Annotated in this window: 28 protein-coding genes; 15 read left to right on the forward strand and 13 right to left on the reverse strand. The window is 60.8% G+C overall.

Annotated elements, in window-relative coordinates; translation table 11 throughout:
• Window positions 1-55: 55 nt before the first annotated feature.
• The 3 genes from grxC to P3T40_RS00250 all read right to left on the reverse strand — a co-directional run bounded on the left by grxC (window position 56) and on the right by P3T40_RS00250 (window position 1,698).
• Window positions 56-310 (reverse strand): glutaredoxin 3, encoded by a 255-nt coding sequence (grxC, locus tag P3T40_RS00240; protein ID WP_429265675.1) that lies wholly within the window; start codon window positions 308-310, stop codon window positions 56-58.
• Window positions 311-325: 15 nt separating this feature from the next.
• The gene (locus P3T40_RS00245; protein WP_429265676.1) at window positions 326-559 is read right to left on the reverse strand and encodes a DUF4148 domain-containing protein; all 234 of its coding nucleotides are present in this window, start codon (window positions 557-559) and stop codon (window positions 326-328) included.
• Between the two features lie 170 nt (window positions 560-729).
• Complete coding sequence (locus tag P3T40_RS00250; RefSeq protein WP_429265677.1) at window positions 730-1,698, reverse strand: AraC family transcriptional regulator; 969 nt, start codon at window positions 1,696-1,698, stop codon at window positions 730-732.
• Between the two features lie 163 nt (window positions 1,699-1,861).
• Here P3T40_RS00250 and P3T40_RS00255 point away from each other — a divergent pair, with 163 nt between their 5' ends.
• Window positions 1,862-3,259 carry a dihydrolipoyl dehydrogenase gene (locus P3T40_RS00255; protein WP_429265678.1) on the forward strand — a complete coding sequence of 466 codons (1,398 nt, stop codon included), beginning with the start codon at window positions 1,862-1,864 and terminating at the stop codon, window positions 3,257-3,259.
• Window positions 3,260-3,381: 122 nt separating this feature from the next.
• On the opposite strand, the gene P3T40_RS00260 is transcribed toward P3T40_RS00255, so the two are convergent.
• Window positions 3,382-4,074, reverse strand: coding sequence for a TlpA family protein disulfide reductase (locus P3T40_RS00260; RefSeq protein ID WP_429265679.1), 693 nt, complete (start codon window positions 4,072-4,074; stop codon window positions 3,382-3,384).
• 116 nt (window positions 4,075-4,190) lie between these two features.
• Entirely contained in the window at window positions 4,191-5,597 is a 1,407-nt protein-coding gene (locus tag P3T40_RS00265; protein WP_429265680.1) for an FAD-dependent oxidoreductase, read from the reverse strand.
• A 311-nt stretch (window positions 5,598-5,908) separates the two neighbouring features.
• On the opposite strand from P3T40_RS00265, the gene P3T40_RS00270 reads away from it, so the two are divergent.
• Window positions 5,909-6,685 (forward strand): hypothetical protein, encoded by a 777-nt coding sequence (locus P3T40_RS00270; RefSeq protein WP_429265681.1) that lies wholly within the window; start codon window positions 5,909-5,911, stop codon window positions 6,683-6,685.
• Window positions 6,686-6,723: 38 nt separating this feature from the next.
• Here the strand turns inward: P3T40_RS00270 and P3T40_RS00275 are convergent, their stop codons facing one another.
• Window positions 6,724-7,494 carry an IclR family transcriptional regulator domain-containing protein gene (locus tag P3T40_RS00275; RefSeq protein ID WP_429265682.1) on the reverse strand — a complete coding sequence of 257 codons (771 nt, stop codon included), beginning with the start codon at window positions 7,492-7,494 and terminating at the stop codon, window positions 6,724-6,726.
• A gap of 137 nt (window positions 7,495-7,631) precedes the next feature.
• Here P3T40_RS00275 and P3T40_RS00280 point away from each other — a divergent pair, with 137 nt between their 5' ends.
• The 3 genes from P3T40_RS00280 (at window position 7,632) to P3T40_RS00290 (ending at window position 10,967) form a co-directional block, all read left to right on the forward strand.
• Entirely contained in the window at window positions 7,632-8,519 is an 888-nt protein-coding gene (locus P3T40_RS00280) for a shikimate dehydrogenase family protein (protein WP_429265683.1), read from the forward strand.
• 204 nt (window positions 8,520-8,723) lie between these two features.
• Window positions 8,724-10,031 (forward strand): shikimate transporter, encoded by a 1,308-nt coding sequence (gene shiA / locus P3T40_RS00285; RefSeq protein ID WP_429265684.1) that lies wholly within the window; start codon window positions 8,724-8,726, stop codon window positions 10,029-10,031.
• Between the two features lie 105 nt (window positions 10,032-10,136).
• Complete coding sequence (locus P3T40_RS00290) at window positions 10,137-10,967, forward strand: 3-keto-5-aminohexanoate cleavage protein (RefSeq protein WP_429265685.1); 831 nt, start codon at window positions 10,137-10,139, stop codon at window positions 10,965-10,967.
• Window positions 10,968-11,035: 68 nt separating this feature from the next.
• Here P3T40_RS00290 and P3T40_RS00295 read toward each other — a convergent pair whose 3' ends face one another.
• Entirely contained in the window at window positions 11,036-12,211 is a 1,176-nt protein-coding gene (locus P3T40_RS00295; RefSeq protein ID WP_429265686.1) for a porin, read from the reverse strand.
• 405 nt (window positions 12,212-12,616) lie between these two features.
• Here P3T40_RS00295 and P3T40_RS00300 point away from each other — a divergent pair, with 405 nt between their 5' ends.
• Window positions 12,617-12,988, forward strand: coding sequence for a hypothetical protein (locus P3T40_RS00300; RefSeq protein ID WP_429265687.1), 372 nt, complete (start codon window positions 12,617-12,619; stop codon window positions 12,986-12,988).
• A gap of 67 nt (window positions 12,989-13,055) precedes the next feature.
• Here P3T40_RS00300 and P3T40_RS00305 read toward each other — a convergent pair whose 3' ends face one another.
• On the reverse strand, window positions 13,056-14,075 hold the full coding sequence (locus P3T40_RS00305; RefSeq protein WP_429265688.1) for an aliphatic sulfonate ABC transporter substrate-binding protein: 1,020 nt from the start codon (window positions 14,073-14,075) through the stop codon (window positions 13,056-13,058).
• A gap of 237 nt (window positions 14,076-14,312) precedes the next feature.
• On the opposite strand from P3T40_RS00305, the gene P3T40_RS00310 reads away from it, so the two are divergent.
• Window positions 14,313-15,197, forward strand: coding sequence for a LysR substrate-binding domain-containing protein (locus tag P3T40_RS00310; RefSeq protein WP_429265689.1), 885 nt, complete (start codon window positions 14,313-14,315; stop codon window positions 15,195-15,197).
• 42 nt (window positions 15,198-15,239) lie between these two features.
• On the opposite strand, the gene P3T40_RS00315 is transcribed toward P3T40_RS00310, so the two are convergent.
• Window positions 15,240-15,500 (reverse strand): hypothetical protein, encoded by a 261-nt coding sequence (locus P3T40_RS00315; RefSeq protein WP_429265690.1) that lies wholly within the window; start codon window positions 15,498-15,500, stop codon window positions 15,240-15,242.
• A gap of 291 nt (window positions 15,501-15,791) precedes the next feature.
• On the opposite strand from P3T40_RS00315, the gene P3T40_RS00320 reads away from it, so the two are divergent.
• Complete coding sequence (locus P3T40_RS00320) at window positions 15,792-16,301, forward strand: beta-class carbonic anhydrase (protein WP_429265691.1); 510 nt, start codon at window positions 15,792-15,794, stop codon at window positions 16,299-16,301.
• A 164-nt stretch (window positions 16,302-16,465) separates the two neighbouring features.
• Here P3T40_RS00320 and P3T40_RS00325 read toward each other — a convergent pair whose 3' ends face one another.
• Both P3T40_RS00325 and P3T40_RS00330 read right to left on the reverse strand, forming a co-directional pair.
• Window positions 16,466-17,107 (reverse strand): DsbA family oxidoreductase, encoded by a 642-nt coding sequence (locus P3T40_RS00325; RefSeq protein ID WP_429266109.1) that lies wholly within the window; start codon window positions 17,105-17,107, stop codon window positions 16,466-16,468.
• A gap of 228 nt (window positions 17,108-17,335) precedes the next feature.
• Window positions 17,336-17,596: a hypothetical protein gene (locus P3T40_RS00330; RefSeq protein WP_429265692.1), complete on the reverse strand. Its 261-nt coding sequence runs from the start codon at window positions 17,594-17,596 to the stop codon at window positions 17,336-17,338.
• 207 nt (window positions 17,597-17,803) lie between these two features.
• Here P3T40_RS00330 and P3T40_RS00335 point away from each other — a divergent pair, with 207 nt between their 5' ends.
• Window positions 17,804-18,841 carry a LacI family DNA-binding transcriptional regulator gene (locus P3T40_RS00335; RefSeq protein ID WP_429265693.1) on the forward strand — a complete coding sequence of 346 codons (1,038 nt, stop codon included), beginning with the start codon at window positions 17,804-17,806 and terminating at the stop codon, window positions 18,839-18,841.
• 50 nt (window positions 18,842-18,891) lie between these two features.
• On the opposite strand, the gene P3T40_RS00340 is transcribed toward P3T40_RS00335, so the two are convergent.
• Window positions 18,892-20,295: an amidohydrolase family protein gene (locus tag P3T40_RS00340; protein WP_429265694.1), complete on the reverse strand. Its 1,404-nt coding sequence runs from the start codon at window positions 20,293-20,295 to the stop codon at window positions 18,892-18,894.
• 12 nt (window positions 20,296-20,307) lie between these two features.
• Window positions 20,308-21,663, reverse strand: coding sequence for an amidohydrolase family protein (locus P3T40_RS00345; RefSeq protein WP_429265695.1), 1,356 nt, complete (start codon window positions 21,661-21,663; stop codon window positions 20,308-20,310).
• A 353-nt stretch (window positions 21,664-22,016) separates the two neighbouring features.
• On the opposite strand from P3T40_RS00345, the gene P3T40_RS00350 reads away from it, so the two are divergent.
• The 6 genes from P3T40_RS00350 to P3T40_RS00375 all read left to right on the forward strand — a co-directional run bounded on the left by P3T40_RS00350 (window position 22,017) and on the right by P3T40_RS00375 (window position 26,522).
• Window positions 22,017-22,922, forward strand: a complete 906-nt coding sequence (locus P3T40_RS00350) for a dioxygenase (RefSeq protein WP_429265696.1) — start codon at window positions 22,017-22,019, stop codon at window positions 22,920-22,922.
• 23 nt (window positions 22,923-22,945) lie between these two features.
• Window positions 22,946-23,692, forward strand: coding sequence for an SDR family NAD(P)-dependent oxidoreductase (locus tag P3T40_RS00355; RefSeq protein ID WP_429265697.1), 747 nt, complete (start codon window positions 22,946-22,948; stop codon window positions 23,690-23,692).
• A 92-nt stretch (window positions 23,693-23,784) separates the two neighbouring features.
• Window positions 23,785-24,663, forward strand: a complete 879-nt coding sequence (locus P3T40_RS00360) for a 3-keto-5-aminohexanoate cleavage protein (RefSeq protein ID WP_429265698.1) — start codon at window positions 23,785-23,787, stop codon at window positions 24,661-24,663.
• 2 nt (window positions 24,664-24,665) lie between these two features.
• Window positions 24,666-25,211 carry a gamma carbonic anhydrase family protein gene (locus P3T40_RS00365; protein ID WP_429265699.1) on the forward strand — a complete coding sequence of 182 codons (546 nt, stop codon included), beginning with the start codon at window positions 24,666-24,668 and terminating at the stop codon, window positions 25,209-25,211.
• A gap of 1 nt (window position 25,212) precedes the next feature.
• Window positions 25,213-26,190 carry a quinone oxidoreductase family protein gene (locus P3T40_RS00370; RefSeq protein ID WP_429265700.1) on the forward strand — a complete coding sequence of 326 codons (978 nt, stop codon included), beginning with the start codon at window positions 25,213-25,215 and terminating at the stop codon, window positions 26,188-26,190.
• A complete protein-coding gene (locus tag P3T40_RS00375; protein WP_429265701.1) occupies window positions 26,187-26,522 on the forward strand; it encodes a cupin domain-containing protein in 336 nt (111 codons plus the stop codon). The genes P3T40_RS00370 and P3T40_RS00375 overlap by 4 nt, the downstream gene beginning before the upstream one ends.
• The last annotated feature ends 99 nt before the right edge of the window (window positions 26,523-26,621 follow it).

Raw genomic sequence — 26,621 nt, forward strand, 5'->3', positions numbered from 1 at the left:
CTAACATTGGCTGACGTTTAGCGTATGCCCGCAGGTTGCGGGCATACGCTACGTGCTATCGACCCAATAGCGGATCCAGACCGCCCGCGTTCTCGAGCGCTCGCAGATCGTCGAACCCGCCCACATGCGACGCGCCGACAAAGATCTGCGGCACCGTGCGACGGCCGGTTCGTCCCGCCAGTGCAGCCGCTGCGGAACGGTCACCTTCGATGCTGATTTCGCTGAACGTCACCCCTTTGCTTTTCAATAATGCTTTCGCAGCGATGCAATAGGGACACGTCGGCGTGGTGTAGATCGTTACGTTGGTCATGGCAACCCCCATTCGTTAGTTATGGCGCGCTTTGGCCGCTGCGCGATCGGACACATACTGGAACGAAGCGTTCGACACGTGGTCCGGATAGCTCGCATAGACTCGCGGGTATTGGCCCGCCTGTTCGGCGGCAACCAGTTCGGCGCGCACCTGGGCACGTGTGACTGGTCCGCTGGCGGCATCGGCGTAACTCAATGAGGGCAGACTCAAAGCCGATGCAATGAGCAAGGCATAGTAGGTGCGTTTCATGATGAAGCTCCTTGAAGAGAGTACCGCCGTGACGGCATGACTGAACTATAAGATTCAGTCCTTCCCCGGTTAATCCTTGGAAGGCTCAACAAGATGCTTATTCGGCTCAATCCACAAGCTGCCGATGCGCAGACTAATAGACTTAAGGGCGGGCTGCCGACCTGGCGGCTCTATGCCGCCTCGACTTTGCCGCCCAAGGTCCGGTAGCGTGACGGCGTCACGCCGATCAGGCGTTTGAAAATACGCTGGAATGCGGCGTTCGACTGATAACCCACCATCTCGCCGATCTCGGCAACCCCCAGGCTTGACTCGACCAATTTGTGGCCGGCGAGTGTCATCCGGATATCGGTGAGCATATCGGTCGCGGAGCGCCCGATCACGTCCTGGAACTGTCGCACGAAGGTTGCTCTCGACATGTTGCATAAGGAGGCAAGCTGATCGAGCGTCCACGGCTTCTCCGGTGCGTCGAACATAGCCGAGATCGCCGGCTGCAGCCGTGGCCGCGCAGCGAGCGCCAGCAGGCCATGCGGTGGCTGCGAACTGCCGCTCGCAAAGCGCAACGTCAAGGCGAATAGCGCCGCCGACAGATGGTTGACCAGCGCCTCGCTGCCAGGCCCTTCGTCGACCGACTCCTCCCGCATCAACCCGATCAGCCGCGCGAGCCGCGTGCTGGCGCCTGACTCCGCGGCCTCGCTAGTGCCGTTCAAACTGGCGCCGGCCGTGTCAGCGCTGCGCACCACGAGGCGTCCGGGCAAATGCTCGCGCAGCAGCCGGTCAGGCACCGCGCCAATCAGAAACCGGCCGCACAGGATATCCGCGCGCGCGCCGGAGCCTTCGTTCTCCATTACCACCAGCGAGGCGTCTTGCCGCTCGCGCGGCGGCGCCGGTTGACGTCCACTGCCGTCGTGAATCCGATGCGCCGCGCCGGTCGGAAACAGGACGATGTCCCCGGCCTTCAGTGGCTCGGACGGGCCGCCGCCATGCTCCAGCACCGCCTCGCCCGAAAGCAGCACATGGTAGGGAATCTCGCGCACGGCCGCGCTGTCTTGTGCGATCGCCCATGGCGCACCGAAGTGGCAACGCACGTCCAGACGGCCGCTGACGGGGATGAGGGAAAGGACTCGACTGAGCAGATCCATATGAGCCGCTTGAGCAGTTTTTTGCGTCGTTTGAGGATTAGCGCCGGAAGCGCATCCGCCTAAAGTGTGTCTCATGCACTTGAGCAGTCAGATTCTACCCGAGCAACCGTCACGCTGAATTCGCGGTGCTTTCCCATCATCGAATTAGGGTTTCGAGGATTTCATGAACACAATCCAGACCGATGTAGCCATTATCGGCGCGGGTAGCGCCGGTTTGCCGGCGTATCGCGCCGCCAGGGCGGCGGGCGCCTCCGCCATCCTGATTGAAGGCGGACCGCACGGCACCACCTGCGCGCGCGTCGGATGTATGCCGTCGAAACTGCTGATCGCCGCCGCCGAAGCGGCTCATGCCGCGCAGCACACCGCGCCGTTCGGCGTGCACGTTGATGGCGTCATTCGTATTGACGGCCGTGAGGTCATGCAACGCGTCAAAAGCGAACGCGACCGCCTGGTGGGCTTTGTGCTCGACAGCGTGGAGGCGATTCCAGCTAGCGACAAGCTGACCGGATATGCCCACTTTATCGACGACGGCTTGCTGCAGGTTGGCGACCATACATGCGTACGGGCACGCAGCGTGGTGATCGCGACGGGTTCGTCGCCGGTCATCCCGCCAATGTATCGCGCGCTTGGCGATCGCGTCATCATCAATGACGACGTGTTCGAGTGGTCGGACCTGCCGCGCAAAATTGCGGTGGTCGGCGCGGGTGTGATCGGACTTGAACTGGGACAGGCGCTTGCCCACCTCGGTGTGGACGTGACTGTGATCGGCGCGCGCGGACGTGTGGGCCCGCTCACGGACCCGGCCATCAAGGCGTATGCCGAACGGACCTTTCAGGACTCGTTCCGTTTCGAGGCCCAGGCGGAAGTGGAAGCGGTATCGCGCGTGGGCAATGAGGTGCAGATTCGCTTTCGGACCGGTAACGGCGAACAGGTCGAGGACACCTTCGAGTATGTCCTCGTCACGGCTGGCCGCAAGCCGAATTTCGATCGGCTGGCGCTGCACAATACCTCTCTCACGCTGGACAACAAGGGGATGCCTGTGTATGACCCGCGTACGCTGCAAGTGGGCACACAACCGGTCTTTATTGCCGGCGATGCAAATGGCGTGTTGCCGCTGTTGCACGAGGCTGCGGACGAAGGCCGGGTCGCGGGAACAAACGCTGCCCGCTTCCCGGATATCGCGCCTCTGACACGCCGTGCGCCGATCTCGGTGCTGTTTTCCCACCCGGGCATTGCGATGGTCGGTGCCCGGCACGTCGATCTGGAGCCGGGCACGTTCGTGACTGGCGAGGTCAGCTTCGAAAACCAGGGGCGCAGCCGCGTGATGTTGAAGAATCGTGGGCTGATGCACGTGTACGTCGACAAGGCTAGCCGGCAGTTTGTAGGCGCGGAATGGATGGGCCCGGACGCCGAGCATATTGCCCACCTGCTCGCCTGGGCACTGCAAATGAAGTTGACGGTGGATGCGATGCTGGAGATGCCCTTCTATCATCCGGTGGTCGAAGAAGGGCTGCGCACAGCGTTGCGTGATGCGGCGGCAGCGCTGCAGAGCAACGCGTAAGTGAGACCCAAGGCAATGTGGAATTGCTTTGGGTCACGAAATGGAATCAAGGCTGCGCCGGGAACCTGAGCGAGTAATGATCGAGCCGGCGCGGCATCGCATACTGCGGTGGATGCCGCGTTCTAGCGTCTTGCAACGACAGCAGGCGGATACAGCGTCTGAAGTGCGTTCTGAAACGTTGCTTGCGAAAATGGCCCAAGATGGACAGCCAGCAATTTGCCTTTTCCGTCATAGAAAAGCGTGGTTGGATACGCCCGGGCGCCGACCGCGCGCGCAACCGCCAGCGATGGGTCAAGCACCAGATTCTGCAAGGAAATCCCTTGGGTCGTGACAAAATCGCTGACCGTCGCGCGAGATTCGCCTTGATTGACGAATGCCACGTCCACTCCGACAAATTCGCGTTGTGCCTGAGCCAGGACCGGCATTTCGCTGCGGCAGGGTGCGCACCAGCTTGCCCACAGATTGACCACCAGCGGTTTGCCGTCGTTTCGCGCGAGCGTTTGCAACTTGCCGTTCATATCGACTACGCTCACTGCGGGCAAGGAGGCGGATTCGCTGCCTGTCCCGGCGAAAGCCGTCGCGATACTCCAGCTAAACACGCCGGCAAGCGCCGCGAGAATCGCCGCCCGGCGTGACTGAACGCGGCGCATCACCACCCATAGCAACAGCAAAGCGCCAGCCACCACACCCGGCAGTAGATCGAAGCCCAGGTCCCGAAAGTCCAGCATCTTCACAACGTCCCCTTTATACGCGGGCAGATAGTGCGCGACAAACGATAGTCGCGACACCACCAGTCCAACTATCACGCTATTCACAACGGCCCGCTCAGCATGGGGTGTCCCGCGTCCGGCGAAGCGAGCAACAAGCAGAGCGATCGCGACGCTCACCAACAAAATGAGCGGCCCGATCGGAAAGGAAAATGGCCCGATATTCATTCGCCATTTGCTCGTGGCGGAACTTTGGAGAACAGAATGTTCAGTCCTTCCGACATCAACGGGTGCGAAATGATCGCGTCACGTACGGCCGTGTACGGCAGTTTGCCGAGCATCGCCATCTGCACAGCCGTCACCACATCACCGGCATTAGTGCCGAGCATGGAGAAGCCGAGGATCTGGTCGGAGTGCGCGTCGACCAGGACCTTCATAAAGCCTTTCGTCGCACCATTGGTGCGGGCGCGCGGCACGGACGCCAGCGGGATCTTCGCTACACGAACGTCGATGCCACGCGCTTTGGCATCGGTTTCGTTGAGGCCGATACGGGCGAGTTCGGGCTCGATAAACAACGCGTAAGGAATGATGCGGTCGTTCGTGGTGAGATTTCCACCCGCCAGTTGGGACTTCAGCACGCGGTAGTCGTCGAAGGACGCGTGCGTGAACATCGGCGTTCCCGCCACTTCGCCGATCGCCCATGTGTTGGGAGCACTCGTCGCGAGCCGCTCGTCGACCTTGATGAAACCGCGCGCATCCAGTTCAACGCCCGCAACGTCCAGCCCCAGTCCGCGAGTGACGGGCGTGCGCCCCGCGGCAACGAGAACATGGCTACCCGAAACACGCTCGCCATTGGCCAGTTCCAGCGTGACATTCTGGCCTGAGATACCGGAGACATTCACCGGCTTGACGCCAACCCGGATGTCAATGCCCTCTTCGGCGAGCGCAGCTTCGATTGCCGAGGTAATGTCTTCATCCTCGCGCATCGCGACACGCGGCGCTTCCTGGATCAGCGTGACCTTGCTCCCAAGACGCCGGTAAGCCTGCGCCATTTCAAGGCCAATATAGCCACCACCAATGACGATCAGGTGCTCAGGCATTGTCTCCAGTTGCAGCGCTTCTACGTGAGTGAGCGGCTGCGCATCCCTGAGGCCCGGGACATCGGGAATCGCCGCCGTCGTACCGGTGTTAATGAACACGTGCTCGCCTTCTATCACCCTGTCGGCGCCCTCGTTCATCCGCACATGGATCTTGCGCGGCGCGATAAAGTGTCCGGTGCCCAACACGAGTTCCATTCCCGAGGCAATAAACGCCTTGAGGTTGATGTCGACCATGCCGTCGACCACGGAACGCACGTTCCGTGCGACCTCTGCCATATTGGTTGCGGGGCGAGTGGACGCCTCACTATGGGACGACTGATTGCTGCGTACGTGAGCAATCCGCGCGTTCTGGATCAGGGTCTTGGTCGGGATACATGCCACATTGATACATGAGCCGCCAATCATGCCGCGCTCGATCACTGCGACTCGCTTGCCCGCTTGAGCCAACTCCATGGCAAGCGTCTTGCCGCCCTTTCCTCCGCCGAGGAAAACGTATTCATAGTGTTCAACATTCGGTTCAATGTTCGACATGATGAGATCCTCTTCGTTATTTGGTTCCGTATGGGGTACCGTGTCGGCCGGCAAGATGCACGGCAACTCGTATGACTATCCGTGATTCTAGGAAGGTACTGAACGTATGCGGACGCCCGCGTCGCTCATAAAGATGCTCGATCGTCTCAACTTCACGGTAAGACGCCCTGCAAACTGAACCCCAGCTGGGTAGCTGCCGTTAAAAATGATTTGTCAGACACGACGGCTGCCCTCAATATCTGCAGGCAGCCGCGGGAGATTTCCCCCGCGCGTCCTTAAAAGTTGGCATTCCTGGTGTCGCTTCGTTAATCATGGATCTTCTTGTTTTCAAACTCGTCGTTACGCCGCTGTTGCTGCTGGCCGCAAGTCTTGCCGTCCGCCGCTGGGGCGAAGCGATCGGAGGATTTGTGGTGGGGCTACCGCTCACGTCGGGGCCGGTCTCGGTGTTCCTGACACTGGAGCATGGGCCTGCCTTTGCGGCGCAGGCTACGGCGGGGTCGCTGGTCGCGACGGCTGCGCAGGCGGCCCTTTGCGTTGTCTATTGCAGACTGGCGAGCCTGGGATGGACTGTGGGCCTTGCGGGCGCCAGTGCGACGTTTGTCGTCGTAGCGGCCCTTCTGCAATGGAGCGCCTTACCGGAAAACGGCCTGTTTCTGGTCGCCATTCTGGCGGTCATGCTCGCGCTCAACTTCATTCCTAACAAGGCAGCCCGAACCGGCAGGCTCGATCCGCCGTGGTGGGATTTGCCCTTGCGTATGGTGCTGATCGCCGGCCTCGTGGTCAGTGTGACGCTGATCGCGCCTTACGTCGGGCCTAAAACGAGCGGCGTGCTCGCGTCGTTCCCGTTCATGGCGATCATCCTGACGGTTTTCGCTCACCGCATGATGGGCCATGCGGCAGCGCAGCAACTGCTGCGCGGCGTGGTGACGGGACTTTTGGGCTTTGCCGCGTTTTTCTATGTGCTAAGCCTGACGCTAACGCAGTTGAACCTGTTTGCCGCTTACGGTGGCGCGATTCTCTGCACGCTCGCAATACAGGCTGTCTCCTTGTACCGCATGCGCCTGCCGGTCGCCTTGCCTGCAGAGTAAGCCAAGGCGACGGGACCGGCCGCGACCACTGGCTTCAACTAAAGCACGTTGAGCATCGCCAGCGCCGTTTCCTGCAAAGGCTGCAATACGCGGCTTAGGGCGGCTTCGGTCTTTTCCTTCCCCATCGGCATGTTGGTGCTGAGCGCCGCGACGACTTCGCCGTGCCGTTTCTTTAGCGGCACCGCGATGCCTCGCACGCCAATCTGGAGTTGCTGCTCGATGACAGAAAAGCCATCCGCGCGCGCCTGGCGGATCGTTTCCATCAGACGTGTCTTGTTCGTCAACGTGTGCGGCGTAAACGGGAGCAGTTCGGTGCCGTCTAGCCATTCGCGCACGGAATCCATGTCGGATTGATAGGCAAGCAACACGACACCGGGTGAGGCAAGCGCAGCCGGCACACGCGCACCGAGCACGAAGCCCGTCGTCATCACGCGCGAGGTGCCGTTGCGTGCGATGAATACCAGCTCCCATTCGTCGAGTACGCTGACATACACCGACTCGTTGATTGCCGCGCTCAACTGCTGCAAGTACGGCTGAACCCGCTTGGGCAAGCGCGCCGAGTCGAAGTACGACCACCCTACCCGCAATACGCGCGGCGTCAGGCCGAACTGCTTGCCGTCGCCCTGAACGTAGCCAAGATGCTCGAGGGTTAGGAGATAGCGGCGCGCCGCCGTGCGTGTCATGCCGGTTCGCGCTGCCGCCTCGCTGGGCGTCATGCGCGCATGGTCGCTGTCGAACGACTCGAGAATCGCCAGTCCCTTCTCCAGACCGGCGATCCAGTCGCGCTTGTCCAACGGCGGTCTCGTCATAGAGAAAACCCTTATTTTGCGCGTTCAACGCACTGTCATGCGCGATTATCGCGCGAACCCCTCGCTTTGTGCTTGGGACTTCGCATGCATCGCTCATAAGCTCCATTCATCGGAAACGCGGAAACGCTGGAGTGGCGATGCAAATTACCGGACGTACCCGGGTCTTCTACTGTATGGCAGACCCCATCGACCAGGTGCGTGCACCTGAGGTCTTCAACGAAGTATTCGCGAGGCACGAAGTAGACGCGGTGATGGTGCCGATGCGCGTGCATGCTCCGCATCTCGAAGCGACCTTGCAAATGCTGTTCGAATCGCCCACCGTCGGTGGCGTGTCTCTGTCGATTCCGCACAAAACGGCTGGAGCGGCAATCGTCGACCGCTGCTCTCCTGCCGCGAGCGTGGCCGACGCCGTGAACGCCATCCGCAGGAATCCTGCGGGCGGGCTGGAAGGCGAGCTTTTCGATGGTGAAGGTTTCCGGCGCTCGCTTGATCGCGCCGAGATCGCGTATGTGAACCGGCGCGTCCTCGTGCTCGGCGCCGGTGGCGCGGCTTCGGCGCTCGCCACTGCGCTGGCTGCGGCAAGCGTCGCGGAAATCGCCGTGTACGACCCCAACCGCGCGAAAGCCGAACAACTCGCGAAGGTGCTGCGCAGCGAGTTCGGAATACGCGCTGAGTGTCTGGCCGACAACGATCCGCGCGGCTTTGATCTGATCGTGAACGCCTCGCCTCTCGGCCTGAAAGATACGGACCCGCTGCCGGTCGACGTCAGCGCAATAGAGCAACACGCGGCAGTGTGCGACATCCTGATGAAAAACCAGCCTACGCCATTCCTGCGCGCGGCATTGGCGCGCGGCCTCGCCGCCGAGCCTGGCTTCGACATGTTGATCCAGCAAACGCCGCTCTACCTCGATTTTTTTGGCTACCCCGAACTGGCTGCATCGGTTCGGTCTGACGATTCCTATCTGCGAAACATGCTGATCCCCAGCGAAATGTCATCGGCTCGGCCTCTCACGACGTGCCAGTGACACGAGCAGGCGTCAACGCCTGGTGCAATCCCTGAAAATGAGCGCTAATCGCGCATTTGCGTTCGATCACCGATCCGTCTGCCCCATTAAAACATTGCCCACCCAACGACGGCCCCTTATTCTGGAATCACCGTTAGTGCAGCAGCGCCACTGCCGGCCAGCCGCAAACCGAACCGGTAAAACGACACACATTCGAGACATGCCATGACATTCGCAATTCGATCTCCCGAAGTCCCGACCTTTGTCCCATCCGAAAAGAGCCGCGCGCGCAAAGCAGCGCTGGGTAGCTTTGTCGGCGCGGTTGTCGACTGGTACGACTTCCTGCTCTACGGCATCGTCGCCGCCATCATCTTCAATCACGAGTTCTTTCCGCAGATCAGCCCCGCGATGGGTACCCTCGCCGCCTTCGGCACCTTCGGGGTGGGCTTTCTGTTTCGCCCGCTCGGCGGCTTCGTATTCGGGCACTACGGCGACCGGCTCGGGCGCAAGCGCATGCTGGTGCTGACCGTCATGATGATGGGACTGTCCACCGCGCTGATCGGCTTTTTGCCGACCTTCGCGACGATCGGCTGGTGGGCGCCGGCGTTGCTCGTCTTGCTACGAGCGATTCAGGGCTTCGCCGTCGGCGGCGAATGGGGCGGCGCGGCGCTGATGGCCGTCGAAAGCGCACCGGAGAAAAAGAAGGCGTTCTATAGCAGCGGGGTTCAGGTGGGTTACGGCGTCGGGCTGATACTCGCTACCGGCATCGTGTCGATCCTGAGCCAGACGATGGACAACGAGACCTTCAGGACATGGGGCTGGCGCATTCCTTTCGTCTTCAGCGTGGTGCTCGTGCTGATTGGCCTGTGGGTACGTTCGAGCATGGAGGAGTCGAAGGAATTCGTCGAGAAGGTGGAGAAAACCCATCATCGCGCCCGCCTGCCGATTGTCGAAGCCCTGCTTAAACACCCGAAGTCCTTCCTGCTGATCATCGCGCTGCGCCTCGCCGAACTCTTCACGATGTACATCGTCACGGCCTTCGCACTCAGCTATTCGACGTCCAATCTCGGCATGCCGCGCCAGTTCTTCCTCAACATCGGCCTGCTGGTGGGCGTGGTCAGCGTCATCACGATTCCCTGCTTCGCGCTACTCGCCGACCGCTTCGGACGCCGTCGCATCTACATCATCGGCGCGCTCGTCGGCCTGCTGAGTGCCGTGCCGTTCTTCCTCGCCCTCGATGCGCGTTCGACGCTCTGGATCGTCGTGTTCGCGGTGATGCTGGCCAACGTCGCGCACGACATGGTGGTCAGTGTCCAGCAACCTATGTTCACCGAACTGTTCGGCACAGAGTATCGCTATAGCGGCGCCGGCGTAGGCTATCAGGTTGCGAGCGTGGTGGGCGGCGGGTTCACGCCGTTCATCGCCGTCGGCCTGGTTAGCCTCGCCAGTGGCTCGTGGCATCCGGTGGCAGGCTATCTGGCGATCGGCTGCCTGTTGTCTCTGGTCGTCGCCGCCCGGATGAAAAAGCGCTGACAAACAGTCCGGGTGGCCGAGGGGTGTCCGTCTACAGGAAAGGACGCCGCACGAGGCCACCCGCCATGCACAACCGACCCAATCGTACGTCGACGGAGACACAACATGACTTCACCCTGCATCATCACCGTAGCGATCACCGGCTCTGTGCCGCGCAAGAAGGACAATCCTGCCGTGCCCATTTCGATCTCCGAACAGATCGAGAGCACGCAAGAAGCCTTCGAAGCGGGCGCAACGCTCGTTCACCTGCATGTCCGCGACGAAGAGGAGAAGTCGAGTTCCGATCGCGGGCGCTTCGCCGAACTTCAGGAAGGCATTCGCCAGCATTGCCCAGGAATGATCGTGCAGTTTTCGACGGGCGGCCGTGGACGCTCTTTCGAGCAGCGCGGCGCGATGCTCGATCTGCGCCCGGACATGGCGTCGCTCGCCACAGGTTCGGTGAATTTCCCCACCACGGTGTATGAGAACCCACCCGACTTCGTGCGCTCGCTCGCGGCTTCCATGCTTCAGCACAACGTGAAGCCGGAAATCGAAATCTTCGATCTGGCCATGCTGTACAGCACGGTCGACCTGGTCGAGCAAGGTCTGCTCAAGGCACCGGTGCATGTCCAGTTCGTGATGGGCGTCAAGAATGCACTGCCCGCGCGCCGCGAAATTCTGGAGTTCGAAGTGAAGCAGCTCAGCGCACTGCTGCCCGATGCGACCTGGACCGCCGCAGGTATCGGCCGGCATCAACTCGAAGTGAACCACTGGACCCTGCAGATGGGCGGACACTGCCGCACCGGTCTTGAAGACAACGTCCGCTGGGACAAGGACACGCTCGCGACCAGCAACGCGCAACTGGTCTCACGCGTTGCCGCACTTTGCGCCGAGTACGAACGTCCCGTTGCGACCGCCGCACAAGCTCGTGAGTTGTTGGGGTTGAGCCCCGTGTGACTGCATCGGACTGCGGGCGCCTCGCGACGGTGTCGCCCGCATCTAACCCTGCAAGCCTGTCGATCGCCCTAGAATCGGTGTCTAATACCAATCGCAACGAGGGTTTGCGTATCGGTGCCCGAGTTCACAAAGAACGAACCGATGGAAGCAGTGGCCGCCACGGGCTTCCCACTGGTACTCAGCGTCGTGCCGGTGGCTTTCTGCCAACCGGCGAGCAGGTACAACTCGGTCGCTTTCGATAGCGAATAGTCGTAACCGAGGTTCACCTGGTTATAGGTTGCGGACGCATCCCCACTCGACTTCGTAAAGATATAATTCAAGGCCGCGACGCTCGATCGCGTCACTTTGTATTGCGTGTACGCCGTTACCAGGTTGAAATTTTCCGTCCGCGCGAACAAGGAACTGGCGTCAGCCGCATACTGAACGTTGCTGTACGTCACGCCCACCGTCAACGCGTCCTTGGCGTAGTTCAACCCCACCCTTGCGATGCTGATGGATTTGGCCGATGCATAACCCTGGTTGATCACGGAATTGAAGAAGGAGTCCGAACTGCTAGTCCAGGTTCGAACGCCGTTGACTGTCGTATCGCCGCCGCTAGCATAATAGTAGGCGGCCGCTACGGTATAAGGTCCGTGGTTATACAAAGCACCAGCGCCATACATTTGGCCCGAGCCCGTGCTTCCGGCAACGCCGCCAAAACCATACATCAGTTCGTAGGTGAATCCGCCATAACTAGGGCTGGCGTATTTAATCGAGTTGTTGATGCGGACCGTATCATCGTAATTGTCGAGGTCGCCTGGCGTACCGAAGCTCTTGCCGTACACTGCGTCGGCTGTCAGCGGCAAGATGAGATCGACATTGGGATCGTACTGCCGCCCCAGCGTCAACGAGCCCAGTGTCTTATCTGTCAATCCCACGAACGCCTGGCGACCGAATTCCCGTCCCCCCTGGTTCAGGTTCCCCGTCCCGAGATCGAAGCCGTTCTCCAGCAAAAAGATGGCTTTTAGCCCGCCACCGAGGTCCTCGCTGCCGCGAAATCCCCAGCGGTTGCCATGCAGCAGGCCATTCGTGAACCTGATCTGATTGCTCACGGGGCTGCCGTCAGGCGCCGCAACGTTATGAAGATATCCTATGCCACCGTCGACGGACCCATACAGCTCCACGCTGCTTTGTGCCTGCGCGACGCGAGCCCCGAACGTGCTTCCAGCGATAGCAGCGACGACCACCACTAATCTGCGTCTCATCTATTTTTCTCCGTTCAGATTACCAGGGCACTTCCTCTTCCAGTACCTGCTAACGGTGATTCCTCGCGTTGCATCGCGCGCACCACGCAGCACAGCCGCTCACTCCATCTATCAGGTGTACATAAATTGCGAACTGTGCCAGGAGACATGCGTAGTCCTGCGGGCGATATCAACATCCTAGGGCGTCCGATTCGAAGACGCAATGATCGCGACAAGCTCCGCGTTTCCGCTCGTGCAACAGCGAATCCAGTTATCGACCGTGCGGCACAGAACGGCAAAGACGTTCGTATGCATTCTTTACTAAAGCACTCGCACTCTTTACAACGGATTTAGATGGGCGTCGATATCATCGCTCCGCTTGACGCTACTGGACCTCAGCCAGGCGTTATTGTCAGGAGTGAAATCATGTTTGAAATCGGAAAAGAATATTCCCGGGAAGATATCCACAGGGTGACGGGTGGATGCAAGCAGGCCTTCCTGCCCGTGAAGGGTGGCAAGGTAGTCGCCGCGCGATTGCGCCAGGATCTGAATCCCTTCGCCCCGGACGTCATTGTTTGCGACAGCAGCGCCGCGGCACGTGCGGCCGGCCGAACGCTGGCGCGACAGACCGAGCCGGTTCCTGTTTTTGTGCGAACGGCATCCGACCGCTTTCGTTATATGGGCGAGTACGTCACGGATGAATCGCTCACTGCGCCGCTCGACTACGAGAAGTACGTAAAGAACAGTGGTTTTACGCTGGGTCAGATTTCTCGCGTACTCAAGATGAAGCGCCGTTGATTCAACGCGTGTCCCGCGCTGGATTAACGCGTCCAGTTGGTCGCTGCTGCCGGCGCCTGACGGCTACCTATCCACCGGACGCGGTGGTCGAAGTGGCCGTCGCTTCGGCCCGCCTGGTGGTGAAGTTCCAGCGTAACGCCGTGGCCGTGTCCACCGGCGCCGGCAGCAGACCGGCCCGGTAGAAGGTGTCGGCAATCTTCTGCTGCTCACCGAAATTCTGCACCTCCACCGCGCGTACGGCATAGCTGCGGCGTGCATTCGCACGCTCGATGGTCGCCGCGTCCAACCCCCAGATAGGCGCGAGCAACTTGGCCGCATCATCGGGATGGGCGCGGACCCATACGCCCGCCGACGTCAACTGCGCGACCACGAGGTTAATCACATCAGGATGGGCCGCGGCGAAGCTGCTGGACGCAAGGTAATACCGTTGATAGGAGGCGAGGCCTTCGCCATTGGCAAGGATGCGGACGTCCGGCGCTTTGTCGACCGCCGCGACATACGGGTCCCAGGTGACCCACGCATCCACGCTGCCGCGCTCGAATGCGGCACGTCCGTCGGCGGGCGTCAGGTAGCTGATATGCACGTCGGCCGGTGCCAGCCCTGCTTTGCCGAGCGCCGCAAGCAGCAGATAATGGCTGCCCGCAGCTTTGGTCACCGCGATGCGCTGGCCCTTCAGATCCGCAAGCGTATGCAGCGGTCCGTCGCGCTTCACGATGATGGCCTGGGCGCCGGGCGACGGCGCTTCCTGCGCGACATACACAAAACGTGCATGCGCGGCCTGGGCGAACACCGGGACCGTATCGGCAACATCGGCGCTAAAGTCGACCGCGTCGGCGTTGAGTGCTTCGGTTAGCGGCAAGCCACTCGCAAACTCGTTCCAGGTAACGCTCACACCCAGTGGCGCCAGCGCGTGCTCGAGCGAGCCGCGCGCCTTCAGGATCGTGATGAGGGTGGAGGGCTTTTGATAACCGACACGCAGCTTCACGGGCGTCGAGGAACCGGCAGCGGTTTGCGCGTGAGCGCCACTCACGACGAGCAGCGAAGTCAGCGCCACGCGTGCGAGAAAACGGCAGATAGAAAGTGTCACGGCTCGGAATTCCAGTGTGGCAAAGGCGATCAAACTGCGATCGTAGCAATGCCGCATCACGTGGATAAGCGAGCTTTTTAACTATGCTTAGCAGGCAAACGCATAACGAACAGCGCGGACATGGACTGGGTTCATGGAGTCTGTCGTGCGCGCCCTGGTAGACCGAGATAAGAAAAATACGCTAAGGTTCCGGATATATCGGACCAATACGTCCTTAATTGATCTCGGGATACCCCGATGGATAGCCTCAGCGGCATTGCGATGTTCGTGCAGGTGGCGGAGACCCGCAGTTTTACGGAGACGGGGCGATTGCTCGGGGTATCGTCTTCGGCTGTCGGCAAAAGCATTGCGCGCACGGAGGAACGTCTGGGCGTGCGGCTGTTTCATCGCAACACGCGCAGCATCACGCTGACGGCGGAAGGCGCCTTGTTCCTGGAGCGATGCCGGCGCATCCTGGGCGAGGTCGAAGCGGCGGAGGCCGAACTCTCCGATGCCGCCGGCAGTCCGCGTGGCAGGCTGCGAATCAGCACGCCGCAGTTAACCGGGCTGATCATGCCGGCGCTCGACGGCTTCATGGTGCAATACCCCGAAATCGAGTTGGACATCGATTTCTCCGATCGTATGGTGGACATCATCGAAGAAGGCTTCGATGCAGTCATTCGCACGGGCGAGCAGCACGACTCAAGGCTGGTATTGCGCCGTCTTGGTTCCTGCGATCAGGTGCTGGTCGCCTCGACCGGCTATCTAAAGAAGCACGGCGTACCCAAACATCCATCCGAACTCGTCCGGCACGCCTGCCTGCTGCATAAATTCCCCGCCAGCGGCAAACTGGAACCGTGGCCGTTTCGGCTTCCCGCATCGGAAGCGGAGCCTGAGTTGCCGCAGACCTTCGTCAGCAACACCATTGAAGTGCTCGGCTTTCTCGCGCTCCAGGATAAAGGACTGGCGTTCCTGCCAACCTTCCTCGTGCGGGATGCGCTGGCGAGCGGAGCATTGCGGGTCGTGCTGGACGATTTCATCGACCAGACCGTCACCTTCTGGGTCTTGTGGCCGGCAAGCCGTTACGCCTCGCCCAAGCTGCGTGTCTTCATCGACTATGTCAGCGAGAATCTGCAAATCTGATTAACCGTGACAGCCGGCTCGCATCCTTGGCGAGCGCTCGCGTTAATGGCCGACGTAAATCGACTTCAGGCCCACGTCAGCGGCGGGATTGAATTCGGTGTCGGAAAGTGGGCCTGCATGCGTGCCAGCGTGGTCGCTCACCGGGTTCGTATGGTCCTGCGCCGGCGCGGCATTCGGACCCACGTCCTCGTACGCGATCATCTCAACCTGGTTCTCATTGACTTGCACGACCGATTGCGCGAACGCCGCCGTGGGCAAGATGATCATAGCGGCAAGCAGTGTGGAGCGAAAAAGTGTGTTCATGGTGACTCTCCTGCGAGACATTTAGTTTCGATCTGGGTCGGGGCTACGTGACCCATGAAAGCTATGGTAGGCACGGAGAATTAGATAAAAATGAGCGCCGCTCGCGCATGGTTGAGCAAAGAGAACAATTGAATTGCCCCGGGCCATGGTGTCTTCGCGTCGAAACTCGTCCAGAATCAAATGCATCCCGGCGCGGCCCCCTACCGTGGCCAGTTTTCAACGAGTGCCGACAAACCGCGCCTTCGTGCAATCGAAAACATCGATCGTGAAGCGCACAGATGGAGAATCCAAATGAGTCTGATCGATCACGCAATCACGTCAAGTCAAGCAAGCGCAAAACACCACGATCCATCGCTGGCGGACAAGCCAGCCCCGAAGGTTGCGATCATCACGTGCATGGACCCTCGTTTGAATGAACTACTGGAACGCCTCGATATCAAACCCGCCGACGCGGACCTGATTCGGAACGTTGGAACAGTCGTCACAGACGATGTTGTGCGGTCGCTCATGTTCTCGATTCACGTTCTGGGCGTGAAGGAAATCATGATTGTTGGCCACACGGGATGTGGGAGTGAGATGTTTACGGACGAGTCGTTCGAGAAGCATCTGCACGAACGCACTGGCGTGTTGGCAGTGTCCCCGGCGAAGTTCCACTTCTACACCGACGTAAACGAAGCAACGAGGAAGCAGATGTTGAAGCTTCGGTCTCATCCGTGGGTGCCGTCAGAGATCGTCATTCGTGGCTTCGTTCTAAATCTCGCAACAGGGGAACTGAAAGAAGTGACCACGGAGGCAAGTTGATAGGTCGAGCACCCGGGAGCCTGCTAACCTGGCACGAGCGGCGAATGGCAGCGCGCCGCTCGCCCGAAAGCCGAACTTCTGTAGCCGACCCACTACGGCCCAGCGAGACCCGGGCTAGTGATACCGCGCACGCCGCGAACCGCCATTGCGATGCCGAACTCACATTACGCTTCGGCCAGAATCTGTTGAATGGCTTGCTCGAACGCTTCGACGGGTTGTGCGCCAGTCAGCAGGTAGCGGTTATTAAAGATGATCGACGGCACTGAATGGATGCCCATTGCCTGGTATTGCTCTTCTTCTGCACGAACCTCGTTGGCATAGTCACCTCCTTGCAGGACAGCGCGTGCCTCAGCGCCGTCAAGTCCCACAGATTCCGCTGCTTCGACCAGAACGTCACGGTTGCTCGTGGCCTTGCCCTCGCCGTGATAAGCCTGCAGTAGCGCCTGTTTAAGCTGTACCTGCTTGCCTTTGATACCGGCCCAATGCATCAGGCGGTGCGCGTCGAAGGTGTTGTAGATGCGCTTACGCGTGCCAAAGGTGAAACCAACATCCGCGCCGCGCTGCCGGAGCTCGGCCTGCGCCTGCAGTACCTGTTGCGGCGTGCGCCCGTATTTCTTGCCGATGTGTTCGATGAGGTCTTCACCCTCCTCGACCATCTGCGGATTCAGTTCGAAGGGATGCACGACCAATTCGGCGTCGACGGTATCGCCCAGTCGTGACAGCGCAAGTTGCAGCGAGGATAGACCGATAGCACACCAGGGGCACGCTACATCGGAGACAAAATCGATTCTGATCGGTTGTTTCATTGCATTCCTGTTGATGATGATCACCTGTTGCGTCACCGGTTCGACACGAGGGCAACAGCCCTCACAGCTTAGGCGGACCAGATGGCGGATCAAACAACTGCGCCTCAGGCGTTTCGGTCGTGATCGGGGATGGGCTCCATTCTGTACGAGTTTCGGCGTGAAATCATCATGGCCGGCTGCAATTCAATTGTTCCCATGAGTAACGCATACGTCAGCCCTACACTGGGTCTACCGATAGTTGACCAGGTTGATGATGTCATTGAGGAACCAGGGCAGAATCAATTGCGTATTGGGATCGCTGACACCGACGGTGAGCCTCGGTGGCTTTGAGGTGGAGTCTGCGGGCGTCATGCCGTCGGTACTGTGCAGAATGTAGGTATCCGTGTCGGCCGGACTGGGCCGCGCGGTCTGATAGTTCGGGGGCGACGATGCCGAGCTGCACCCGGCGGTGAGCACGACGAGTGCCGCTGCGAAGCAAAAGGGCTTCATGATGGTGTGAACTCCCGCAACGTTACTAACTTCCGTTTCGACCGCCTGAACAATGATTTTCGCGGCTGGAAGACTCAGGATGTTAACCCATTAACTTCCAGATAACTTTCAGGTTCGACTTACCCCACGCGTCACAACATTCGGTCGCCGGCGAATTACGACGCGCTAAAATAGGGTGTTGCCCTTTTTGCACAGACGTGCCCGCCCATGACGATCAAGAGACGCTCGACAATAAGCGAGCTTGCGGAACTAGCCGGTGTTCATGCGTCCACCGTGTCCCGCGTGATGAACCCGGCCACGCGTCACCTGATCGGCGCCGAAGTCGCAGATCGTGTGCTCAAAGCCGCCCAGAAGCTCAATTACTCGCCTAACCGGATTGCGGCCACCTTGCGAACCAGCCGCTCGGGCACCATCGGGGTCATCCTGCCGGACATCACCAACCCGATCTTTCCGCCCATCTGCCGCGGTATTGAGGACGAGCTCGCCAAGCGAGGCATGCTGCCGTTGATCGCCAATGCGGCGGGCACGGCGGAGCGCAAGCGCTTCGTGGTCGATCAGATGGTGGGCCGGCGCGTCGACGGCCTGATTCTCGCCACCGCCGAGCGAAACGACCCGGTGCTCATGCATTGCCTGGAAGAGGGACTGCCGGTCGTCGTCGTCAACCGCAGCGACGATAGCGGCCGCGTGTCGTGCGTGGTTGGCGACAGCCACCTGGCGATGCGACTGGCCGTCGCTCATCTGACGCAGCTTGGGCACAGCCACATCGCCCACGTTGGCGGCCCCATCGAACTGTCTACCGGCTTCCAGCGCAAGCAGGGGTTTCTCGACGCGGTCAAGGAAAACAGCCTGAAACTGAGTGCTTGCCCTGTCGTGCAAAGCGACGCTTATTCACGTCCGGCAGGCAAGGTAGCTTGCAGCGCGCTGCTGGAAAAGCGCAAGAACATCACGGCGATCGTCGCGGGCAACGATCTGATTGCGCTAGGCTGCTACGATGCGCTGCATGAGGCGGGGTTGCGCTGTCCGGACGATGTTTCGGTGATTGGTCACAACGACATGCCCTTGATGGATTCCGTCGCGCCAGCCATGACCACCATACATCTGCCCTTGTACGAGATGGGCGCAAGGGCGGCCGCATTGATCATCGACACCTTGCAGGGCGGCGGCAAGGGGAACGTCAACGTCGTTTTGCGGCCCGAACTGATGATCCGCGCGTCGACCGCGGCTCCCTCGCCGACGCGCATGTAAAGCGCGCCCGTCGCGAGGCGTGATGGCCCGGCAACTTGCCGGGCCCAAGGTCAAAGTGCCGCGGTTTGCGGCAGCGCCAGAGCCTGCAGGATTCGCGCTCCGGCTTTTTCCGCGTCTCGCAGTGCTTGCACCGGTCGCTTCAGAGATTGATAGCGATACTTCTGCACCTGCCCCTTCACCATGACCGTGTCGACGTTCGCCACGCTGCCATGAAAGACGACGGCTTGCACAGGGTCCAGACGCGGCTGGAAGTGCGCATGGTCCCATGCGAGCAACGTCAGATCGGCTTCCTTGCCCGGTGTCACGGAGCCGGTGCGATTCGCGAGCCCCAGCGCACGTGCGCCGTGAATGGTCGCCGAGCGCAAGATGTCGCGCGCATTGAGCGTGAAGCGCTCGGGCATCTGTCCTTCCTGATGCAGGCGTGAGTTAGCAAGCCCCCGTTCCAGTTGCACCGCAAAGCGCATCTGCGAAAACATATCGGCGCTCACGCTGGACACCACATCCGTGCCCAGCACGACATTTCCGCCCGCTGCACGCACCCTGCCGGTAATGGGCAGACCGTGTCCCATCTGCATTTCCACTTCCGGCGTGACGGTAATGCTCACACCCGCATCGACGGCCATTGCGATCTCGTCGTCAGCAAGGCGATTTCCATGCGTGAGATTGATATCCGGCCCGAGCAGGCCCGCCTTGGCGAGCGCACGAATATGCGGCACATACTCTCCGTACACCCCTACCGCTACGTGCATGCTGGACATGATGCCAAGCGAACGCGCCAGTTCGATGTCAGCGCGCGTGACTTCCGGGGTCGCGAAATCAGGACCACGCATCGACAGGCCGAGCGTCACCAGATCATCGTCGGAGGTAAGCCGGTGCTTGCGGATCCGGACCACGTCGTCAAGGTGCGGTGTGGTGCTCTGGTAGTACCACTTGCCGACGTCGTCGCCAGGCGTACCGTGGCCGAACACGGCGCGAATACCGGAGTCCTCAAGACCGTCGATTGCACGGTCGGTGTGATCCGGCGTATTGAGAATATGCGCCCAGTCGAACACTGTCGTTACGCCCGCTTCCATCTGCTCGAGCGCGCCGATGAAGGTGGACAGATAAACGTCGTGAGGCGTGAACTGCTTGCCGGCCGCGCCGAGCGCATGCTGCAGATAATCGTTAAAGGTCCAGTCGCCTGCACAGCCTTTCATCACCGTCTGCCACAGATGAAGGTGGGTGTTGACGAAACCCGGGATCAGCACCTTGTGCTGCCCGTCGATCACCGCGGCGTGCGGCGCCTCGATTGACGGTGCGACCTCGACGATCTTTCCGTCCTTGACGAGTACGTCGCCAATCAGGTCGCCGATCGCCTCATCCATGGAGATGATATGCGCCTGGCGGATAAGAATTGCACGCCCCGGAACAAACGTTCCGGCTGCATCGGTAACGCTCTGGTTACGCGTATTCAAAGTTGCTACTCCTTACTGAACATCCGACGGTTGAATGCCGAGCGCGCCGACAATCCGGCTGCTCGTGCGTTGTAGCGCCTCCATGACGGCTCCCACGTCGTCGTGCATGAGCCGGCCATGGCGCTTGCGCCAATTGCCGGCCACCATCACGGAGTCGATATTTGACTGGTTCGCGTACATGACGACCGCCGACACGGGGTCATGCACAGGTTGCATGTTGAGTGACCGGGTGGAAATCATCACCAGATCCGCCTGCTTGTCCGGCGCAAGCGAGCCGATCGCATCTTCCTGTCCCAGCATGCGCGCGCCTTCAATCGTGATCCACGCGAGCGCGTCGCGGGTGCGCACACGGCTCTTGCCGCCAATCCCGCCCGCATTGCGCGCAGCGATGTTGTCCAGTGCGCGCTGATGCGACAGCGTGATGCGCGCCGCAGTCAGCATGTCGCCGGACAATGCCGATTCGATATCACTTCCCAGCGACGGCCTGACACCGAGGTCACGCAGACGCCCTACGATGGGATGCCCGTGACCGGAGATCATTTCGCTCTCGCCCGTCACAGTAAAGCTCACACCCGCTTCGATGAAGCGCGATAGCTGTTCGTCGGGCAGATCGTTACCGTGGACGATGTTGATCGACTTGCCCAATAACCCCGCTGCCTCCAGTTTCGCCCACCCGTCATGGCTCCTGGCGGGACCGCCTCCCTGGTGCATCGAGGCGATCAGGTCGAATTCACGCGCGAGTGCGAAATCCTCCAGCGCCACCTCAAGGGTCGAATAGTGCGGCCCGAGAATCGCCAGACCCAGGCTCAGCAAACCATCATGCGGCCCTAGTTCGCGCATGAGACGCACAACCTCGCTGCGCGGATGCGGCACCTCCCAAAACGGCCGCTGACCCGGCACGGGGTCCGGTTTGGGCGTGCCATGCATAAACGTTGCGCGAATCCCCGCCTGCCTCAATCCCTCGATTCCCGCGTCGGTATGAAGTGGCGTCGGATTGTTGTGGCACCAATCCGCCAGCGTCGTCGTGCCATTCTCAAGCTGGTTCAGCGCGCCGGCTAACGTCGCGATCCGAATGTCCTCCGGTTCGAATTGAGTGGCAAGCCCCGCATGCACCCAACGGAAGTACTCGGGCAAGGTCCAGTTTGATGCGATCGTGCGCAAGCCAGCCTGCCAGGTATGCAGGTGTGCGTTGACAAGGCCAGGGATGACGATGAAGTCCGTCGCATCCACGATGGTGGCCCCGGGGGACTCGAGTCCCTGCCCCAAGTCCGCGATACGCGTGCCGTCGATCAGGATGTCGCCGCGAAAGTCACCGTGCGTCTCGTCCATGGTGACGACAAGTGCGTTCTTGATCAGTGTGTAAGCCATTTGTACTCTCTTCCCGTCATGCAGATGACAGCGCCGCTTCAACGAACGACCGGCGTGCGGCGCCATGTATTACCCTTTCAAACTGCAGGTGTTTACGCAATCGATTGCATAAATGTACGCCTGCATCCGAATCCCCAAACTAGGTGTTTACCCCATATATCCGTATTCTTGTCATAAAAAGCAAAACACTTTTCAGCTTTCGAATATTCCGGCTATTTTCGACTTAAGAACCGCGGTCGAAGCCCCACCTGCCTTGGGAAAGCCATTGCCGCCGAGGGTGCGGATCGTCGCTTGACAGTGCCAAACGCGCGCCATAGTATGCAATCGATTGCACTACCTGACGAGAAGTGAACATGAACGAAATAGCTTCACAGGGCATCATCGATAACGCCGATGCCGTGACCGGAATCGTGGAAGCGGCAATGCGCAATACGACCAATCCGCGCCTGAAACAGATCCTGCTGGCGCTGGTCAAGCATAGCCACGCGTTTCTCCGCGAGGTGCGTCTTACCGATCAGGAGTTCGAACAGGGACACGCGTTCCTGAAAGAAGTCGGCCTGGCATGCAACGACTTGCATAACGAGGTGGTGCTGCTCGCCGACGTACTCGGAATCTCGACACTGGTCACCCTCCTGAATAACTCCAACCCGCAAGAACGCACCTCGGGCGCGCTGCTCGGACCGTTTTTCCGGGGTGGCGCACCACACTATGAAAACGGCGAGAACATCGCCGCCGAAGGCTCGCCGGGCACGCCGCTATTCGTCAGAGCGAAAGTGCAGAACGCACGCCGCGAACCGATTGCGGGTGCGCAAGTGGACGTGTGGCAGGCATCGCCGATCGGCCTTTACGAAAACCAGGATCCAGAGCAACCGGAAATGAACCTGCGCGGCCAGTTTCGTACGGACGAGCGCGGCGAATTCTATTTCCGCAGCGTACGTCCGTCCGGTTATCCCGTGCCGACGCACGGGCCGGTGGGGCCCCTCCTCGCCGCCCAGCAACGGCATCCTTACCGCCCGGCACACATTCATTTCGTCGTCATCGCAGAGGGTTACGACACGCTCGTGACGCAGGTGTTCGCCGACGATTCCGACCACCTGAATTCCGACGTCGCGTTTGGCGTGACGCGTGACCTGGTCGGCCGCTATGAACTGCGCGAAACGGGGGCACCCGAGCCCGTCGACGGATCGTTTTACACGCTTGATTACGACTTCGTGCTGGCTGAAGGCACACCGACCTATCCGGTCCCCCCGATCAAGTAACCACCGTTATAAAGAGGCTCAAGATGTCCGAATCACTCGCAGGAAAAGTCGTAGTCGTTATTGGCGGTACCGGTGGCATCGGTGTTGCGACGGGCCGGCGCTTTGCCGCCGCGGGCGCATGCGTCGTCGTCGCAGGCCAGACCGTCGAGAGCGCGCAGGAGATCGTTGCGGGATTGCCCGGCACCGGTCACTTCGCAGCCGCGGTGGCCATTGAGGACAGCACTACGCTGAACCAGCTCGCTGCAGACGTAGCCGGCCGCTATGGCCATGCCGATGTGCTCGTCAATGCAGCCGGATTCACCAAGCCGGTCCCGCACGCTGACCTCGACGCACTGACCGACGAACTCATCGACGACATCATGCGCGTCAACTGGCGTGCCCAGTTTGCCGCGGTGCGCGCATTTCGTGCGTTACTCGATAAGTCCGGCGCAGGCCTGATCGTGAATGTGTCGTCGATCTCCGGATCGAACGGCATCGGCAGCAACATCGCCTATTGCGCGGCCAAGGCGGGTCTCGACGTGATGACCATGTCGCTCGCACGCGTGCTCGCGCCGCGGGTGCGCATCCTGAATGTGTCGCCCGGCGTGGTGGACACGGGATTCGTGCCGGGCCGCAGCGCTGACTTCAACGACAAGGTCGCCAACACGACACCGTTACGCCGCATCGGCAGCGCTGACGACATCGCACAGGCAATCGAGGCGTGCGCGACACAGCTGACGTTCAGCACGGGCACCACCATCGTCGTCGACGGCGGACGACGCCTCGGCTAGTCAGGCAAAGCCGGTCCGAATCATAAGTGCCGGCACCGGCTTAAGCCCTGCCGCGTGTGCGTGTGACAACCTGATACAAGAGAGTCCTACTGATGCATTCCCGCAAAACAATCATTACCTGCGCCATCACGGGCAACCTGACGAAGCCGGAGCAACATCCGGGACTTCCGATCACGCCTGCGCAGATTGCGCAATCTGCACTTGAAGCCGCCGCTGCCGGTGCTTCCGTCGCCCATATTCACGTTCGGGATCCTGCCACGGGCCAGCCCTCGATGGAACTGGATCTATACCGCGAAGTCATCCAGCTGATTCGCGCCGCTGACCAGGAACTCATCATCAACCTGACCACAGGTCCCGGTGGACGCTTCGTACCCAGCGAGGACGATCCAAGGATTGCCGGCGCCGGTACGACGCTCCTGCGTCCGGAAAAGCGCGTCGAACATATCGCGGCGCTCAAGCCCGATATCTGCAGCCTTGACCTGAATACGATGAATTCCGGCGCACAGGTGGTGATCAATACGCCACGCAATGTCAGCCGCATGGCTCACATCATCCGCGAGGCAGGCGTCAAACCGGAACTCGAAATCTTCGATACCGGCGACATTCATCTGGCGCTGGATCTTATCAAGGACGGTGTGCTCGACGGCCCCGGCTTGTGGACGCTCGTCACCGGGGTGAAATACGGCTTCTCGGCAACCCCGGAGACACTGTTCTATGCGCGCAACCTGTTGCCGGCCGGCGCCGTGTGGTCGGCCTTCGGGGTTGGCCGCTACGAGTTCCCCATCGTCGGTCAATCGTGGCTGGCAGGCGGTCATGTCCGCGTTGGACTCGAAGACAATATTTACATCTCCCGCGGCGTGCTTGCCGAGAGCAACGCGCAGCTAGTGGCCCGGGCACGGGACATCGTGCTGTCGATGGGCGGGGAAATCGCTTCGGCGCGCGAAGCGCGTGATCTGCTGGAGTTGCCGTGAACATGCTCGAGTCCTTCGCACATCTGCGCATGCGGCCGCGCATCCACTCGAGCGTGTTCGTGGCAGCGGGTGCCGCCGTCATTGGCGATGTCGAGGTCGGCGCACGCTCTTCGATCTGGTTCAACTGCGTGCTGCGCGGCGACGTCCAGCGCATTTCCGTGGGAACCGGCACCAATATCCAGGATGGATCGATCGTCCACTGCTCGACCAACGGTCGCCCGACAGTCATCGGCGATGCCGTGTCCGTAGGGCACGGCGCCATTCTGCACTCCTGCACGATTGAAGACACCGGCTTTGTCGGCTTTGGCGCGCGCGTGCTCGATGGCGCGGTGATCCGCCGCGGCGGCATGCTGGCCGCCGGCGCGGTTTTGACGCCAGGCAAGGTGGTCGGCGCGGGCGAACTGTGGGCCGGCAATCCCGCCAAGCTGCTGCGCGTCATGGACAGCAACGAGGTGAACGCGTTTGGCGCGATCGCCGAGCGCTATGCGGCACTTGCTCTCGCCTACCAGAATGGCGGAACCGAAAACATCATCTACAAGGAAAAGTAACATGCCACAAGCGGTAACCGTTAAAGCAAAGAGCGCGAACATCGACGCTCTGGAATTGAGTTTCGTAGAACAGTCCCGCCCGGCCATCAAAGCCGGCGAGTGCCTCGTCGAGGTCGGCAGCTCCGGCGTCAATCCGAGCGACGTCAAGGCTGTTCTGGGCTTCATGCCGCACGCCGTCTGGCCCCGCACACCGGGCCGCGACTACGCGGGTGTCGTGGTGGACGGACCCGCTGCGCTGATTGGCAAGAAGGTCTGGGGCAGTGGCGGCGAACTGGGCATTCGCAACAATGGCGCTCACGCAAACTATGTGGTCGTACCGGTTGCGAGCGTCCGCGAGAAGCCTGCTGCCCTGTCGATGGACGAAGCGGGCGCAATCGGCGTGCCCTTCGTCACCGCCGCCGAAGGCCTGCGCCGCGCGGGCGGTGCCGCCGAGGGCAAGGTGGTGCTCGTGCTCGGCGCGAACGGCAAGGTCGGCCAGGCTGCGATCCAGCTGGCCACGTTGGCGGGCGCCCAGGTGTTCGGGGTCGAACGCAATGCCCAACCGTACGTCGGACATGCGAACGGCAATGTCACGATGATCGAATCGGCCGACAATCTGGACAACGTCGTACGCGACCTCACCGGCGGCCATGGTGCCGACATTGTCTTCAACACGGTTGGCAGCCCTTACTTCGACAGGGCAAACCGCGCCATGGCACTACGGGGCACCCAGATCTTTATCTCGACGATCGACCGCGCAGTACCGTTCGACATTCTCGAGTTCTACCGTGGCCAACGAACCTACGTCGGAGTCGATACGCTTGCGCTCGACAGCGTCGAAGGTGCCGCCATTCTCGATAGTCTCGCCGGTTCGTTCGAGCGCGGTGCATTGAAGCCATTTCCGATTGTAGAAGACCACGTCTTCCCGCTTGCAAAGGCGGCAGACGCGTATCGTATCGTGTTTAACGGCGCGCAACATCGCGTGCTGCTCAAGCCATGAACGTCACACGTTTCAGCAAGGCACCCCCCTATTTCCCGGACAACCACTTCGGTATGCAGTGCCTGCGTCTGCAAGGACATGAGGCGGGGCCGTCGCAGTCGCTCTGGCTCGGCGTGTCGACGATCGAGCCAGGCGGCCACACGACGCTGTCGGGCTCCGGGGTCGAGAAGCACTACGTCGTCCTCGAAGGCACCGTCAACGTTCAGACCGATACCGGGGAAGTCGCACTGGGCCGGCATGACTCGTGCCGCCTCGAACCGAACGAGCGGCGCGCGCTGCACAACCGCACGCAGCAGCCGGCACTTATCCTGCTGGCGATGCCGTACGCTTAACCGCTAATACGATCCACGCCCGGCACCGTTCGTGTGGCTATTGCATGGCCGCATGAACGGTGCGCGGGTGCTGAATTCACGTCGTATCTGGAAAGATTG

Origin of the sequence: Paraburkholderia sp. EB58 (assembly GCF_050436665.1) — a bacterium.
Taxonomy (GTDB): domain Bacteria; phylum Pseudomonadota; class Gammaproteobacteria; order Burkholderiales; family Burkholderiaceae; genus Paraburkholderia.

Bases quoted from the DNA above. Each gene is read 5' to 3' on its own strand.
- P3T40_RS00250 (WP_429265677.1), bottom strand. From the start codon at position 1,698: ATGGATCTGCTCAGTCGAGTCCTTTCCCTCATCCCCGTCAGCGGCCGT.
- P3T40_RS00355 (WP_429265697.1), top strand. From the start codon at position 22,946: ATGTCCGAATCACTCGCAGGAAAAGTCGTAGTCGTTATTGGCGGTACC.
- P3T40_RS00255 (WP_429265678.1), top strand. From the start codon at position 1,862: ATGAACACAATCCAGACCGATGTAGCCATTATCGGCGCGGGTAGCGCC.
- P3T40_RS00370 (WP_429265700.1), top strand. From the start codon at position 25,213: ATGCCACAAGCGGTAACCGTTAAAGCAAAGAGCGCGAACATCGACGCT.
- P3T40_RS00350 (WP_429265696.1), top strand. From the start codon at position 22,017: ATGAACGAAATAGCTTCACAGGGCATCATCGATAACGCCGATGCCGTG.
- P3T40_RS00300 (WP_429265687.1), top strand. From the start codon at position 12,617: ATGTTTGAAATCGGAAAAGAATATTCCCGGGAAGATATCCACAGGGTG.
- P3T40_RS00345 (WP_429265695.1), bottom strand. From the start codon at position 21,663: ATGGCTTACACACTGATCAAGAACGCACTTGTCGTCACCATGGACGAG.
- P3T40_RS00320 (WP_429265691.1), top strand. From the start codon at position 15,792: ATGAGTCTGATCGATCACGCAATCACGTCAAGTCAAGCAAGCGCAAAA.
- P3T40_RS00265 (WP_429265680.1), bottom strand. From the start codon at position 5,597: ATGTCGAACATTGAACCGAATGTTGAACACTATGAATACGTTTTCCTC.
- grxC (WP_429265675.1), bottom strand. From the start codon at position 310: ATGACCAACGTAACGATCTACACCACGCCGACGTGTCCCTATTGCATC.
- P3T40_RS00310 (WP_429265689.1), top strand. From the start codon at position 14,313: ATGGATAGCCTCAGCGGCATTGCGATGTTCGTGCAGGTGGCGGAGACC.
- P3T40_RS00360 (WP_429265698.1), top strand. From the start codon at position 23,785: ATGCATTCCCGCAAAACAATCATTACCTGCGCCATCACGGGCAACCTG.
- P3T40_RS00365 (WP_429265699.1), top strand. From the start codon at position 24,666: ATGCTCGAGTCCTTCGCACATCTGCGCATGCGGCCGCGCATCCACTCG.
- P3T40_RS00275 (WP_429265682.1), bottom strand. From the start codon at position 7,494: ATGACGAGACCGCCGTTGGACAAGCGCGACTGGATCGCCGGTCTGGAG.
- P3T40_RS00280 (WP_429265683.1), top strand. From the start codon at position 7,632: ATGCAAATTACCGGACGTACCCGGGTCTTCTACTGTATGGCAGACCCC.
- shiA (WP_429265684.1), top strand. From the start codon at position 8,724: ATGACATTCGCAATTCGATCTCCCGAAGTCCCGACCTTTGTCCCATCC.
- P3T40_RS00245 (WP_429265676.1), bottom strand. From the start codon at position 559: ATGAAACGCACCTACTATGCCTTGCTCATTGCATCGGCTTTGAGTCTG.
- P3T40_RS00295 (WP_429265686.1), bottom strand. From the start codon at position 12,211: ATGAGACGCAGATTAGTGGTGGTCGTCGCTGCTATCGCTGGAAGCACG.
- P3T40_RS00290 (WP_429265685.1), top strand. From the start codon at position 10,137: ATGACTTCACCCTGCATCATCACCGTAGCGATCACCGGCTCTGTGCCG.
- P3T40_RS00335 (WP_429265693.1), top strand. From the start codon at position 17,804: ATGACGATCAAGAGACGCTCGACAATAAGCGAGCTTGCGGAACTAGCC.
- P3T40_RS00315 (WP_429265690.1), bottom strand. From the start codon at position 15,500: ATGAACACACTTTTTCGCTCCACACTGCTTGCCGCTATGATCATCTTG.
- P3T40_RS00375 (WP_429265701.1), top strand. From the start codon at position 26,187: ATGAACGTCACACGTTTCAGCAAGGCACCCCCCTATTTCCCGGACAAC.
- P3T40_RS00270 (WP_429265681.1), top strand. From the start codon at position 5,909: ATGGATCTTCTTGTTTTCAAACTCGTCGTTACGCCGCTGTTGCTGCTG.
- P3T40_RS00325 (WP_429266109.1), bottom strand. From the start codon at position 17,107: ATGAAACAACCGATCAGAATCGATTTTGTCTCCGATGTAGCGTGCCCC.
- P3T40_RS00330 (WP_429265692.1), bottom strand. From the start codon at position 17,596: ATGAAGCCCTTTTGCTTCGCAGCGGCACTCGTCGTGCTCACCGCCGGG.